At 67.6% G+C, this 14,613-nt stretch carries 13 protein-coding genes; 7 read left to right on the top strand and 6 right to left on the bottom strand.

What is annotated here, in order from left to right:
- From ABD793_RS25030 to ABD793_RS25005, 6 genes are all read right to left on the bottom strand, one after another.
- Nucleotides 1-1,512: an ATP-binding protein gene (locus ABD793_RS25030; RefSeq protein WP_344864086.1), complete on the bottom strand. Its 1,512-nt coding sequence runs from the start codon at nt 1,510-1,512 to the stop codon at nt 1-3.
- A complete protein-coding gene (locus tag ABD793_RS25025; protein ID WP_344864084.1) occupies nt 1,512-3,002 on the bottom strand; it encodes an SCO6880 family protein in 1,491 nt (496 codons plus the stop codon). The genes ABD793_RS25030 and ABD793_RS25025 overlap by 1 nt, the downstream gene beginning before the upstream one ends.
- Nucleotides 2,999-4,372: a hypothetical protein gene (locus ABD793_RS25020; protein WP_344864082.1), complete on the bottom strand. Its 1,374-nt coding sequence runs from the start codon at nt 4,370-4,372 to the stop codon at nt 2,999-3,001. The genes ABD793_RS25025 and ABD793_RS25020 overlap by 4 nt, the downstream gene beginning before the upstream one ends.
- Nucleotides 4,369-5,013 (bottom strand): hypothetical protein, encoded by a 645-nt coding sequence (locus ABD793_RS25015; protein ID WP_425548763.1) that lies wholly within the window; start codon nt 5,011-5,013, stop codon nt 4,369-4,371. The genes ABD793_RS25020 and ABD793_RS25015 overlap by 4 nt, the downstream gene beginning before the upstream one ends.
- Before the next feature lie 167 nt (nt 5,014-5,180).
- Nucleotides 5,181-5,483, bottom strand: a complete 303-nt coding sequence (locus ABD793_RS25010) for a hypothetical protein (protein WP_344864078.1) — start codon at nt 5,481-5,483, stop codon at nt 5,181-5,183.
- Between the two features lie 90 nt (nt 5,484-5,573).
- A complete protein-coding gene (locus ABD793_RS25005; RefSeq protein ID WP_344864076.1) occupies nt 5,574-6,266 on the bottom strand; it encodes a hypothetical protein in 693 nt (230 codons plus the stop codon).
- Between the two features lie 336 nt (nt 6,267-6,602).
- Here ABD793_RS25005 and ABD793_RS25000 point away from each other — a divergent pair, with 336 nt between their 5' ends.
- From ABD793_RS25000 to ABD793_RS24970, 7 genes are all read left to right on the top strand, one after another.
- Complete coding sequence (locus ABD793_RS25000; protein WP_344864074.1) at nt 6,603-7,223, top strand: hypothetical protein; 621 nt, start codon at nt 6,603-6,605, stop codon at nt 7,221-7,223.
- A gap of 579 nt (nt 7,224-7,802) precedes the next feature.
- On the top strand, nt 7,803-9,743 hold the full coding sequence (locus tag ABD793_RS24995) for a S53 family peptidase (protein WP_344864072.1): 1,941 nt from the start codon (nt 7,803-7,805) through the stop codon (nt 9,741-9,743).
- A 75-nt stretch (nt 9,744-9,818) separates the two neighbouring features.
- Nucleotides 9,819-10,709 carry a L,D-transpeptidase family protein gene (locus tag ABD793_RS24990; protein WP_344864070.1) on the top strand — a complete coding sequence of 297 codons (891 nt, stop codon included), beginning with the start codon at nt 9,819-9,821 and terminating at the stop codon, nt 10,707-10,709.
- Between the two features lie 862 nt (nt 10,710-11,571).
- Nucleotides 11,572-12,687 carry a hypothetical protein gene (locus tag ABD793_RS24985; protein WP_344864069.1) on the top strand — a complete coding sequence of 372 codons (1,116 nt, stop codon included), beginning with the start codon at nt 11,572-11,574 and terminating at the stop codon, nt 12,685-12,687.
- A complete protein-coding gene (locus tag ABD793_RS24980; RefSeq protein WP_344864067.1) occupies nt 12,684-13,175 on the top strand; it encodes a cupin domain-containing protein in 492 nt (163 codons plus the stop codon). The genes ABD793_RS24985 and ABD793_RS24980 overlap by 4 nt, the downstream gene beginning before the upstream one ends.
- A 125-nt stretch (nt 13,176-13,300) precedes the next feature.
- Nucleotides 13,301-13,492, top strand: a complete 192-nt coding sequence (locus ABD793_RS24975) for a hypothetical protein (RefSeq protein WP_344864065.1) — start codon at nt 13,301-13,303, stop codon at nt 13,490-13,492.
- A 1-nt stretch (nt 13,493) separates the two neighbouring features.
- Nucleotides 13,494-14,561 carry a 3-oxoacyl-[acyl-carrier-protein] synthase III C-terminal domain-containing protein gene (locus ABD793_RS24970; protein WP_344864261.1) on the top strand — a complete coding sequence of 356 codons (1,068 nt, stop codon included), beginning with the start codon at nt 13,494-13,496 and terminating at the stop codon, nt 14,559-14,561.
- Nucleotides 14,562-14,613: the final 52 nt, after the last annotated feature.

The following is a 14,613-nucleotide window of genomic DNA, read 5'->3' as shown; positions in this document are numbered from 1 at the left end:
TCAACGGCCCTTCCGGCGTGTGCGTAGTTGCGCGTTGGTGTCGAAGAGGCGTTTCTCGAAGCCGGACAGCACTGTTTGTACGAGATGCGCCGAGTGGTTTTCGACCTTCCACAGGGCGCGGCCGCGGCGTTCGTTGACAGCTCCGGTGAGCCGGTGCAACTCAGGTCCGGTGAGTGCGAGTGCATCTGCGAGGTCTTCGGCGACCCGCGTGGATTGTCCGAAGAGGACACGGTGGGAACACAATGCGATCAGGTCTCGCGCGATGGCGACGGCTTGTGAACCGGAGGCGCCGACGGAGAGCAGGTCGGACAGCTTGTGCAGGACGAGGATCTGGATGGTCTGTTCCAGGCGGGAGAGCCTGAGCTCGGCGTCGACGGTGGCCACGGCGCGTGGCCCGAGACGGAGCTGGCGCCAGCATTCGTCACGCACGACGATCCTGATGTCACCATCGGCACGCAGGTCGGTGGCCAAGGACGTCCACGCGCCCAGGCAGGTCAGGGCGATGGCGATGGCGGTGTCGCCTCGGGAACGCAGCCGGGACAGGTCCATGGTCTGCAGGGGCGCGTTCCAGTCGAGGTCGACTGTGGTGGGCCCGTCGAACAGTCCCGCCAGCGGTCCGGAGATGAGGTTGGCCAGGGCATCGGTGACCGGACGCAACTGATCGAGGAACGCGCGTCGACTGGCGTAGCGCAGGTCGTGCCACAGCTGCGGGTCGGGCTCGGCGAGCTGGCGGTGAACGTCGGGGATGCTGATCGGGCGGAGGTGGGTGTTGCCGTCGGTGGCGCCGACGAGGCGGTGCAGGACGGCGGCGAGTGCGGCGTCGTCGGTGACCGTCGGTGCGTATCCTTGCGATTCGGCCAGCGCGGCCAGCAGCTGACCCCAGCGGCTGAGCAGGCTGGTGAGTTCATCGCGTTGGCGGTGCACGCTCCAGGTGTTCCACCGTGTGGTGAGCGGGCCCAGATCGAGTGCGTTGATCCGGGCGTTCGTGCCGGCGCCGAGCACGATCGGGGTGGCGCCGAGCGCTCGGGCGACAGGGGTGTACTCGCCTTTGACGTCGCCGCTGATCACCGTCCGGACGCCGAAGCTGGCCATGCGCAGGAGGAACGCCACCACAGTGCTGGACTTGCCGCGTCCGGGTTCGCCGAACAGGGCCATGTTGGGGTTGGTGGCGTAGCCGCCGCGCAGCACCAGTTCGACGGGGTGGCAGTAGAAGGCGCCACCCGAGTCCACGTCGTAGCCGATCCGTGCGCCGACGGCCGGCGTCGGGCGGGATCCGAGCAACGGGAACAACCCGCCGATGTCGTGGGTGCTCGCGTGGTACACCGGCAGCGGTGCGAGTACGGGAGACCAGCCGTGCCCGATCCGTGCGTGACCACGCCGTGGAGCCGTCCGGCGATTCATCCGGTCCCGGCGGCTGTGGTCGCCGGGACCGGTGGCTGGGCGTGGTGAGGGGGCGCCGCCGAAGGTGGCCAGCAGATCAGCCGCGGTGCGTTCCTGCGCGTGGCCCGGCATCAGAGGGCACCTCCACGCAGCCGGGGCAGGCCGATACCGACCGGGAGGACCGCAGTGACGAAGCCGGCGTCCTGAGCGAGGTCGAGGCGCAACAGCTCGAAACGGCCGGCGATGTCGTTCTCCATCCGTGCTGCGTGGTCGTCGACGGCCCACTCCCCTGGCACCGTGACGGCTGCTGCCATGGCGAATCGCACGAGCCCGTGCCCCGCGGCGACGGCTTGCTCCTGTGAACGCGCGCCGGCCGCGGCGCGCCGGTCGGTGGCGGCGACGCTGAAGCCTTTGGATCGCTTCCAGTCGCGGACCACGCCGGTGCGGAACCGGCCGGCGCGCACCGCGGAGCGTGCGCGCCGCGCCGAGAGTGCTTCGTAGTGCACGGCGAGGGCGCGCCGCTCACCTGCGGTGCGGATGGCCAGCAACCCGCCGAGGGAGCCGAAGGTGGTGCCGGCCTCGGGCATCACCACGGCGTAGGAGACGGTGGCGAAGCCGTCATGCCGGTAGACCCGAGCGGTGGGTGCGGGGGCGTGGGTCGGTCCTGCGGTTGCCCAGGGCACGCGACGGTCGCGAGCCGAGAGAACGCCTGCTGAGCCCGGGTTGAATCCGGTTCTGATCGCCTGGGCCAGACCGGCGCCGGAGAGCCAGGTGACGCGTTCGGCCCCGAGCGATCGGAGCCGGTCGGTGAGCCCGTCCAGCACGCGGTACAGCACGACGGCGCGACCGTCGATTCCTCCGCCCGCCGCGGTGGCGGGTCTGCGCAGGGCGTCCTCCGGGCCGGTGAAGGTCACGAACACTTCGTGCCGTACGGCGACCCGTCCGATCGTGCGGTCCAGTTCGCGCGCTGCCCGGCGCGCCGCTTCGGGCGCGTCCGCGCGTTCGTGCTCGGCGCGCCACGCGTCGTAGTCGGCGCCGGTGTCGGGAACTGTACGGATCAGCAGCGACATCCGGTCCACCACGTCGCGGTGTGCCAATGTCGCGAGGAGATTTCCCAGTCGGCTGGCCAGACGCTGGCATTGGGCGTCGGAGAGCATCGCGATGCCGCTGTGCACCAGCTTCGCCGTGGCACCCCACCGGGCCTCGCCGGTGTCGTGGATCAGGCAGATCCGGCCGAGGTCGCGCATCGGCGGTCCGTCCGGGAATCGCACCCGGGCCAGGGTTCCGGGAAGGTCGGGGATGGCCGGGTCCACGGTCGAACCACTCGCGGCCCGCGACTGCCACCGCGACCAGCCCAGTGCGAGCCCGACCTGAAACATCAGCAGGTGCGCGAGCCACCGCATCACCGTGCGGCCGCGAACGGGGACGACCACCAGTCCGATCAACGGTATCGCCACCGCGGCCGCCACCACGGCGCCGCGCACGTCGCCGCCGGACAGAGTGACCACGACCGGCAAGGTCAGCAGCACACAGACAACCGCCTGACCGGGGCGTAATCCCAGCAGCCAGCCGGCGTTCTCCCGACGGGCCAGGCCGGTGTAGATCCGAGGTCCTGCGCTCACCACAGCACCGCCGTCTCCGACGGCCCGGCCTCGCCGTCGCCCGGCCCATCGCCGTCACCCCGGTCCTCGCGGTCGGCGGCGGTCTCATCCGGGTCGGGCGGTGCCACCGACTCGAGAGCATCGTCCGCGACGGCGGGAGGTGCCGCGTCGTCGGCGGGGTCCTCGGCAGCCGATTCCTCGGCGGGGTTGTCCGCAGCCGGGTGATCCGGCTCCTCCGGGGCCCCGTCGCGTCCGTCGCTTCCCGGTTCATCCTCGCCTGCCGGATCTGCCTCATCGGCAGGGTTCACGGGTTCGTCGTTGTCGGCCGCGTCGAAGCGTTCCGCGTTCGCGTGAATGACGTCATCGTCGCTGTTGTCGTCGTCACCGCTGTCGTCATCGTCGCCGTCGTTGCGGCCCTGCCACCGCTTTTTGGCCGCGTCGAAGGCGCGGCCGAGTTGCTGATCGGGCAGCGATGTCGGTCCGTAGCCATCGGCGCCCAGCCCGGACAGCTGGCTGCGCAGCGCCGAACCGGTTTCGGTGTTCGGGTCGATGAAGGTGAACAGCTTGAACAACACCAGGGGCGTGAACAGCGAGATCAGCAACGTGACCGCGCCCGAGAGCAAGCCGAAGAACCCCTCCGCGCCGGTCATGGCGGACACGCCGATAACGATCACCAGTGCGATGCCGGGTTTGAGGAATACGAGTGCCAGAAGCGCGCGAGCGCCTTTCCAGAACCAGCGGGCGGTGGTGTTGGCCAGCAGTCCGGCGGCGAGGATGGGGATGGTCGCGACGATGATGTAGATCCCGGCTTGGCGCAGGACCATCTCGAATCCCATCCCGAACGCGGCGGGGTAGGTGCCGAAGACTGCTGAGACACCCAGCACGATGGCGCTCAGTGTCTTGGTGACACCGCTGGGGAAGTTGAAGACGTGCATCGCGCCCTCGAACCGGTCGGTATGCAGGCCGTAGGTCAGGAGCACCTTGGTCAGCCCGTCGGCGGCCGCCAGAACAGCGGCCACGATCCCGACGGACACCGCCAACGTGACTCCGTACTGCATCGGACCCAGTACCAGACGAGAGAATCCACGCCCGCCGCGCAGGACGGTGATCATGATCTGCCAGAAGAACAGGCCGAGGGCCAGCACCCCGCTGATCCACAGCATCAGCGGCCACACCACGCCGATCGGACCGTCGGTCGTGGACACCGTGAACGCCGACATCCAGTCGATGAACTGCAGCACCAGCTTCAGCACTGTCAGCCCGGATCCCCAGATTGCCTCCATGATGTAGTCGAAGAAGTTCTGCGAGATCACTTGCAGGCCTTTGTTCGCCGCGTCCCCGGCGAGTGTGCCCAGTTTCCCGAGCTGAGTGAGCCAGTCCAGCGGGTTCACGACGTGCCCCCGGCAAGGGGCCGGTAACCGGCATCGACGGATTCGTCAGTTCCCGGCCACGCGGATGACGCGTATGCGGCGCGCGGGCCGGAGCTGATCCGCCAGCTACGTCCCGTCCACCGCAGGGCTTGGCAATCGCCCACGCCCACGGAAGTGCCATACCCGTGATAGTCCACAGTGAACTGGCCGAGTGTGCACGCCACCACGTAGCGGCCCCTGTCGGCGGTTCCTTTGATCAGGCCGTGCGTGATCTCGTAGCGCACCGCAAGGCCAGCTCTCATTTCCCCGGGTTCCAGGCGCGCCGATTCGCGGAATCTCTGCAGCAATACGTGCAATCCGGCGCCGGACAGAGGCGGGGCGCCGGGCAGAGCGAGTGTGGCGTAGCCGCGGTCGTAGGTCTCCGGGTCACCGCCGGCCATCGCGGCCTTATTCAGTGCGACGAGCTGTGCCAATGCACCTTGCGGTGTCGCCGGATAGCCGTCCGGGATCCAGCGACCTTGCCGCGCGGACGCTGCGGGCAGGGATATCGGTGGACCCGCGGTTCGAGTGGTCTGGGGATGGGCTGCCGCCGCGTCCGACGGCAGCCAGGTCATCGGCCGGGTGGCGAGCCGTTCTTCTGCGGCACGGTCCTCAGCCACCATTCCTGGCGGAGGCGGCGGATCGCCTCGCCTGGTTGCCGGGCTCGTCGCGGGCGTCGTCCGGTGATGGGCGACCAGGACCAGGGCGGCCACGGCTGCGACAACAGCGACGGTCGCCACGAGCAGCCGTATCCGTGCTCGGGTGCTCGCGTGACGGTCCTGTGGGGTGGTCACTGCGGACTGCCCGCGAACCCGTTGATGACCGTCCACCCGATGCCGTAGAGGATGGCGCCGCCGACCGCGCACAGCATCATCACGAGTCCGACTTTTCCTGCGCGGTGGTGATCAATCCATCGGCCTCCGGCCCACACCACCAGGCCCATGAAGAACCCGACCATCAATGCCAGACCCGCTGCCCACCGCACGTTGCCGACCAAGCCCAGGATCTTCTCCGATCCCGGCGGCTTCGACGGTAACGGGTTCGGGATGTCGGCCGCGATGGGCAACCACTCCCCGACGATGTGTCCGACCATCGCTTCTCCCTGAAAGGCGCCCGGCGTAGTGCGGGCGCTGAAACAGGGAGGGCTTCACCGCGGTAAGGGACATTCAGCGCGGTCTGAAACTCAACGGGCCACGGGATTCGGTACGACGTCCGGCGGCAGCGCTCCCTCAGCCCGCCAGCGCTGAACAAGACGCAGGAAGGGGTCGCGCACCTTCGGCGGAGTCACATCTGCGGTGACCCCGCCCGCCGCGATGTCCGAGTCACGCGGCACGAAAATCGTGTCGCCCAGCAGCTGGGCCACGCGTGGCCCAGCCGTCGCTGCCACGCGCGGGGGCCACTTCCTCTCGCCGACCACCACGAGATGGGCCACCGGTTTCACGACCTGCCGCAGAACCCACGGTTCGAGGCATGCCAGCACCTGCTCGGCATGATGCAACCCCGGCACAGTCGGGCGCACCACCAGCAGCGTGCAGCCGGCCATGACCAGCCATCGACCCGCTCCGATGCGGACGTTCGAGCCCAACTGCCAGGCGTCGCCGTCCAGGTCGACCACCGTCAGCTGCATACTGCGCTGGTCCGGCAGCCACCACAGCGACGGTGCGGTGGGCCGCACAGCGCCGACCCGTTCCACCCGGCCCAGCAGGGCCTGCGCACGCCAGGAGAACCGCATTCTCGCTGCCGGTGCAGGGACGCCGACGACCGGACCGTCCACTCTGGCTGCCCGTGCCAGACCCGACCGCACCGGGTCCGCGGTGTCCGCGATCAGCACCGAGTACCCGGCCAGCTGAACAACGTCCGATACCGCGGCAGACACCGCGCTGGCACCGGCACCTCCGGAGGCGCCAAGCACAGCCACGACCAAGCCCAGCCGATCACCGATCGGCGCACCGGGACGAGCCACCACGGCCGGTACATCCGGCCCACTGGGTCTTCCCCGGACCGCCGCGTACTGCATGTGCTCGGAGGAAACCGTCATTTCGCCTCTCCAAGGCCTCGCGACGTCACAGTGCGCAGCCTCCATGAGGGCGCGAACTGTCCATGCATTGCCGGAGAGGGCTGGTTATGGGATAGTTGTATGCGCTTGTTGACAACCTGAGACCAGGTTATCGGCGACGTCGCACTTGTCAAGTGCTGAACCGAGGGGGAGACGATGGCGGAGGTACCGCGGAAACACGTCGGCTTGGATGAATCGCCGATTCCCCGGCGAACCAGCGAGCAGCAGTCTCGCCTGCTGCAGCGGCTGGTCGACCTCGACACGCTCGCCGAACAGCTCACGCTACTCCTGTCCGAGGAATGCAGGTGCTATACCGACGCCGACGGCAACCCGGTCGTCGATCCTGTGGTCATCGCCGAGTCGCGTGACGATCTTTACGACAAGGATGCATCCACCACCGACATCTCCACCTGGTGTCTTAGCGCACGAGACGTGAGTGTCAGCAGGCAGTTCATCAGCAATCTCAAGACGGGCAAGCGTTTCCGTGCCGACCTGTCGGTGTGCAACGCGTTGGCCGACTTCTGGCGCATCGACGCCCGCGTCTTCGACCAGAACCTCACCACACAACACCTCACCGAACTCCTCGGCCTGAACACCAACCTCACCGACGCAGACCAGGAGATCATGCGGCTGATGAACGACATCGGCCTGCGCAGCATCCAGGCACGGGAAATCTCCTCCGCGCTCGATGACTCGACTCGGGCGAACAAGCAGGCCCTCAAGGACATCCTCCTCGCTATCGCCGAGGACCAGAAGACCCACCTGCGCCGGAACTGAGGCCGCACGCCGAGACGGCCCGCTTCGGACCCGCCGAACCCGAGGCGATCCATATCGCGAGCCGAGGCTTCCCCGGGCAATCAGCGCCTCCCGACGCCGCAAAACCACGTCGACTGTATGCATGTGTTGACAACCGGTGGATTGACGGTAGGTTGAGTGCGAGTTGGCCGCCATGACCGTCACATCAGGGAGGGTGTGACAGCACGGTCGGACGGCCGCCGACACGGGAGACATCGTGCCGACAAATGTCGGGCGAACGCTGCACTTGGGTCATTCTCCTGGCTGCGCATCCGCATCCTGGCGACACGACTCCCCTCGCGGCGTTCAGCCACAACACCGCAGTAACGGGCACACGCACAACGACACGGTCCGCACCCTGCTGATTGCATCGCTTCACGCCTCGCTGAGCTCAAAACCCAGGTCACACGCGCGCGGTCCGCCGACGCAACTGAACCGCGAGCACGCATCAATTCTATTTCGACCCCAAGACCTCGATCCGATCTTCTGCGGATCGACTTCCCGGCGCCACCTTCAGAAACCGCGCCACAATTTTGTTCCAAATCAGACTTATCTATCGTCATGCGCATTTTTTCGACAGTGAGGATTCCCATGCCATTTTCACCGCGCGCCGCCACAGTGGTTGCGGCGCTCGCGGCCTCGTCGGCCATTGTGCCGGCCGTCGCGCACGGCGCCTCGATCGATGACGACCGCAGCGTCGTTGCCGGAAGCACACCGACGTGGGCCGCTCCTGCGGCGAAAGTCGGTGCTGCGGACGAGTCGGCGGTTCGCCATATTCAGGTCGCGCTCTCCCTGCGCGACCTGGCGGGTGCTGAGCGCCTCGTCAAGGGCGTATCTACCCCGGGTAGTCCGCAGCGTGGGCAGTATCTGACGAACGAGCAGTTCACCGCGAGGTTCGGGCCTACCGAGGACACGGTAGCCCGAGTGCAGGACTGGCTGAAACGCAATGGTGTTTCGGTCACGGGGATCTCCGCGAATCGGCATTTCGTCGATGCCGAGGCCACCACGAAAACTCTCGAAGGCACCTTCGGGACCAAGATTTCCGCCTATCGCACTGAGGTGGGCGGGCGTCCTCGGACGCTCACCTCACCGGAATCTCCGATCACGGTGCCGCGGGTACTGCGCAGCGTGATTTCCGCGGTGATCGGGCTGGACGACAGCAGCCAGGTACTGCGACCGCAGCACACCACCCCGCATGAGACCGCCGCCCAACAGCACTGTGCACGCTGGTGGGGAGAGCAGAACAACACCGATGTACCGCAGAAGTACCCATCCGGCTACCAGTCGAACTCGCTGTGTGGCTACTCCCCCGCGTCGCTGCGGGCGATGTACGGCCTCGATACGGGCAACAGTGGTTCGGGCACGACCGTCGGCATCGTCGGTGCGTACAACTCGGACACGATCGTCAACGACACCAACCAAGCCGCCGCACAGTTCGGCATGCCCCCGTTGAAGGCCGGCCAGTACACCACAGTTCTGCCCTCGGGCGGGTACACCGATCAGCAAGAGTGCGGCGCGGACGGGTGGAACGGCGAACAGACCCTCGATGTCCAGGCATCGCATGCCGTCGCCCCTGACGCCAATCTTCGCTACTACGCGGCAAAGACATGCGCCAACGGCGGTCTCTACGACGCAGCAAACCGTGCAGTCACCGACAACGCCGTGGACGTGATCTCCTTCTCCTGGGGAAGCGCCACAGGAGAACGTGACCTGCCCCAGTCGGTCCGTGACCAGTTCAACTCGATCGCCCTGCAAGCCGGAATTCAGGGCCAGTCGATCACCGTATCCACCGGGGACGCCGGAACCAATGCCGGCGTTGCCGGTGCACCGACCGTGCAGTTCCCTGCGTCGAGCCCGTGGCTCACCGCCGTCGGCGGCACCAGCGTCGGGTTGAACCAGCAGAACAAGCCGGTCCTGGTCACCGGATGGGAAAATTCCGGGAACACGCTCTCCGGCAACCAGTGGGCACCCCAGCAGGACGCCGACGGCCCGTTCGCCGGCGGCGCAGGCGGCGGATCCTCCGCGCTCTACGGGCCTCCGGATTGGCAGAACGGAGTCGTGCCGGCCTCCCTGTCCCATGGCCACCGCGCTCTGCCGGACGTGGCTGCGCTCGCCGACAGCTACACCGGATTTCTCGTCGGCCGGACCACGCAGGGAAAGTTCGACCTCCTCTCCTACGGCGGAACCTCGCTGGCGTCGCCGATCGTCGCCGGACTCGCCGCGAACGCACAGCAGATCCGCGGCTCCCGAGGCGGCTTGCTCACCCCCACCCTGTATGCGATGAAGAGCGGGATCAAGGACGTGACGCCGGTCAGGGCCGGGGTATTCACCCCGGCCATGCATGCGCTGGCCGGGGTGGCGGTGCCGGGCGGCACCGGTGACTACTTGGTCGATTTCGATGCCGACCCGCAGAAGAAGCTGCACACCGCTGCGGGATGGGACACCGTCACCGGGCTCGGCAGCCCGGAACCCGGCTTCGTCACGGCGCTCGCCGGGAAATGAACCGGTGGTGCGGACCCGATCAGGGGGCGGGCCCGCACCACCGCTCCCTCTGCCACACGACCGGGAATCAGGTCCATGATCTTCCACAACAGTGACCATCGCCGCCTCGGTACCGAGGACGCACCACGCGTCAAGCCGGCGCTCCTGCGCACGGTGACTCTCATCGCCAGCTTCACACTGGGCCTGGCGTTGACGGCGGCCCTGATCGGTCATCGACACGCCGCCCCTCCGGCCTCCGCCACAACAGACGCCGACCCGATCACGCAGGCACCGGTCGTCGCACCACGAGCAGTAGCACACCCGGAGTTTCTGCCTCCGGCATCCACCTACACCACACTCGACGCTGCCCCACGCGACATGAACACCGGCGAGGCACCGGACGGGACCGTCGTGCATCCACAGTGGCCGGTGCCCGTCTATACCGCCCCGGGCGGACCGGCAATCGCACACCTCCCGGTGCACGAAATCACCACCGACACCTGGGTGCCTGTCATCGCTCGGGAACCAGGCTGGGTCCAGGTCCTGCTGCCCCCACGCCCCAACGGTTCCACTGGGTGGCTGTCCACACAGGACGCCTCACTGGTCGCAGCACAGACCCCAGTCCACCTGGAAGTCGACACGACGGCTTTTCGGCTCTCCCTGGTCCGCACCGGTGGTCCGGCACTTGCCACGTGGACCGTCGGCGTCGGGAAGCGGTCCGCACCGACTCCCCTCGGGCGCACCTTCATCATGGCCTCGATCACCGACAGCAAGCAGACCTACAGTCCTGTCATTCTGCCCCTGGGCATTCATTCGACCAGTCACGAAACCTTCGGGGGCGGTCCAGGCGTCACTGCCTTGCACACCTGGCCCAACGAGCACGTCTTCGGTACACGCTCCAGCGACGGATGCATTCGCATTCCCGCCCCGGCACTCCACCGCCTGGCCACCGAAGTACCGATCGGCACCCCCGTTCTCATCCACTAGTCCGGTTCGCAGCAAAGGAGTCTCCATGTCAACGACCGCGCAACCACGTACCGTGCGCCTCGCTCTGGCCGGAGCTGGCCTCGGCGCACTCGTCATGGGCGTTCCCGTCGCCGTCACCTCGTTCGTGCCCAAGCCTGTCGCGCTCGCCGCAGAGTCCGTGTCCAGTGCCTCCGGGATCACCGTGTCCGGCGGTGAACACGCCGGACCTGCACCGAGCGTGTCCAGCGGTGGTGCGATCAAGTCCGGCGGCGGGTCCGCGTCCTCGCCCAGCGGCGCCGTCGTCGCGACCGGGATCAACCTGCGAGCCGGCGCCGGCGTCGCCGAAGCCACCGTTTCCGCTGTCCGGGTCGGCACCACCAGCGTCGGCCCATTCTCAGCGAGCTGCCACAACGGCGTCACCACCGTCAAAGCACCGGCCCGCAGCACCGGAAACCTGACCGTGACCCCCGGATCCTCCGGTGGACCGAAGACGAACGCCGCGACGATTGCCGTCAAGACGCCCGGGTCTGCGGCCGTCACTGTGACAGTGGCAACGGTCTCCTGCGGCAGCGGGACCCCACCGACCACCAACCCTGGTGCCCCGCCAACCGGTACACCGACCCGCCCGGGGCACCGTCCCGATCCCAGCCACCAGGCCGGCCCCGACCGCCACCACGGCACCGGCCCCCACCGCGGGACCCGGCCCGCACCAACACCCACACCACGCCCCGGTCACCTTCCGGTCACCGGTTAACACGTTCAACACCACGCCGGGTGCCCTGTCCCGCCCTGTACTCGCGGGACAGGGCACCCACCCCAGCCACCGCGGTGTCCCTCCCCGCCGCGAGGCCACACGCCAACCATCGCCTCCGGGGAGGACCCCATGACCGCAACGCAACCCGAAATCCGCTCCACCGACGCCGGCAACATCCGACGAGGCATCCACCTGGTCGGATCACTGCCCCCGCAGCTCAACCCCAGCCCCCACGACGCCATGCAGTGGATCCTCGACGAAACCACCGACGAGGACCTGGCGACCCTGCCCTGCGATCCGGACCACCGCTGGATCCTCGACTGGCTCGATGCCCTCCACCACGTCGACGCACTCCAACCGACTCGCACCGGAGACTCCACCAGCTACGACGACTACCCCCAGTACCGGGTAGCACCCCGCCGACGTCTCACGCCCGAAGACATGACCCTCCGCCGCGCCAGCCACACCGCTGTGGTCATGGCTGCCCGTCGCACCTTGGCCACGGCGCGAGAGCTACCACCAGCTCAAGTCTCGATCCCCGGAGCCCTCGACCTGACCTACCTGTGCTTCGGTACACCACTTCGGACCCTGGCGAACCTCGGTGTGGTCCGTGAAGCCGTGCTCAACGACGTCAACGAAATCTTCCAACGCTGGGGTCACGAGGTCGTCTTCCAACTCGAGACACCGGCCACGCTGACACTTCTAAACCGCGTGCCAGCCCCACTACGACGCCCCGTTGCGACGTTACTGGCCGAGCAGATCACCCGCCTCATCCGTGACAGCCCGCTACACGCCCAGTGGATCCTCCACCTCTGCCATGGCGACCTCGGCCACAGACCCCTCGTCACTCCGGCATCCCTTACACCCGCTGTCCGAATCATCCGTGCCTTGCACGAACAACTCAAACACGCGGGTGAAACCATGCCCCGCGTTCACATCCCCATGTGCACCGGCACCAACGCGCCGTCGACCACCACGGCCTACTACCACTCGTTGCGCCGGATACCGGCAGACGTCGACGTCATCGCCGGCCTCGCCGACGAAGAACACCGTGCCGAATCCTTCCGCGCTCTCGAACTCGCCGAGAACGCCCTCGGCCGCCCCGTCGCCGCGGTTGCAGCAGCATGCGGCCACGGACGCCGTACCCCCGAGCAGGCCATCGCCAACGCCGCACTCGTCCGCGAACTCGCCCACGCCCCGCATCGGGTGTTCGCCCGGCACGGAACACACGGGGAGAGGCCATGACCACATCGGCATTTGCCGTGCACTGCCGTCCCAACGGCTCCGAAGCCCAGTTACTTCCCGAGGGAGGCGTCGCCACTCACGTCCTCTACGCGCCCCCGGTACCCGTCCGCGGGCTTTCTGCGACGCGAGTGCTGCTCCCAGGCGGACGCATCATCCCGCCGCAACGCCATCCCCGCGCGGAGACCGCGCTGGTCGCCCTCAGCGGATACCAAGCCGTCCTGTCCGGGCACACAATGGCCCCGATCAAGCCGGCCCCCGGCGACGTCGTGTATATCCCGCCAGGCATTCCCTACTCCGTCATCAACGTCAGCCACAACGCCGCCGTGATCTACCTCGCCATCACCACCGACCCCGAATTCGACAACGGAGCGGTACCAGCCCCGGAGTACTCCGGCACCGTCGCCGACCAAACAGTACGACTACGGACCGACCACCTCGCCCGCATCAACTCCAAGCGGGCCAGCGGCATCCGCCGCCGTCGACGGTAAACCGGTCTGCGATGTATCGGCCCAGTCCGGCCGCACGCGGCCAACAATCACGGCATCGCGCCCTCCCCCATCCCCGGCGCTCACGGATCTCCGACCGCGCCGCCACCTCGACCAGGGAGGACACTGTGCGCGATCAGATCCTGCGCGCCGCACGCGAACTACTCACCGCCGACGCACCGACCTCGCTACCTCCGATCACCCTCGACGAGATTGCCGCCCAGGCCGGGATCTCCCGCAGTCAGCTCCGCGCCTACTACACCTCGATCGACGCGATCCAGCACGACCTCCGCGAAGACCACCCCGGAGGACGTGCCTGACATGCAATGGAAAAGCCTCCACCTTCGCGGAATCGGTGCCGCACTCGGCCACCTCGAACCAGTCAACCACGACAAGCACACCCAGCAACGCTCAATCTCCCGCGCCCGCACCTCCACCGGCATGGACCTCGCGGTCCACGCCGGAACCAAAGCCCTGGCCAGTCTCGCCCACATCGACCCCGGCCCACTACCGGCCCCCGAAATGCACCTGCACACCGCAATCTGGCGAGGCAGCCGCGGCATCGACTTCTGGTCGCGCGCGAACTACGTCCGGGCACGCCTCGGATTGCCCGCCGGGCTCGGCCTGACCGCCGAACTCAACGCCATGAGCAACTCCCTCGTCGGCGGAATCGACCTCGCGGCACGCATTCTCACCGGCAGCACCGATCTCCACCACATCATGCTAACCGGCGGTGAAGTCTTCGGCGCCCCCGCGTTCGACCACCTCAACGCCGACCACGGAATAACCTACGGCGACGGCGGATCAGCCTTCATTCTCGGCCGAAACACCGGCCTGGCGCAGATACTGTCGACCGCGTCCTACACCGACCCGAGTCTCGAGCAGCTCCACCGTGGCGAGCACCGATTCCTCCCCGCCGGCACCACCGAACACGGGTCAGAACGAATCCGCGAACGCAAACTCCAATACCTCACCGCGGTCGGTGCCGACTCGATCACGACCCGCAACCGACGAGGTATCCGAGCGGCAACGGATCACGCCCTTGCCGACGCAGGCCTCGCGATCAACGAACTGGCATGGATCTTGCTGCCACACTACGGGCCACACCTGCTCGACACTCAGTGCTTGACCCCACTCGGAATCCAGCCCGAGAAGACACTCCAAGCCGTCGGCGCGCACTGGGGACACATGGGCCCCAATGACCAAATCGTCGGGCTGACCCACCTACTGGCCCGCAACGCCGTGCAGCGCGGAGACCACATCGCCCTCGTCGGCATCGGAATCGGCATGACCTGGACCGCCGCGATACTGCGCATCGACCAGGTCCCCCAACCACTCGAAGCCCACGCCCCGCCCCTTCGCATACGTACTCACACACGATCACCCTGATCACGGCCTGCGGCCACCACCGTCATTCCCAGATTCCAGGACCGTCTCATCG

This window comes from Amycolatopsis ultiminotia (assembly GCF_039536925.1).
Taxonomy (GTDB): Bacteria; Actinomycetota; Actinomycetes; order Mycobacteriales; family Pseudonocardiaceae; genus Amycolatopsis; species Amycolatopsis ultiminotia.
This window is presented reverse-complemented; position numbering and strand designations above follow the sequence as displayed.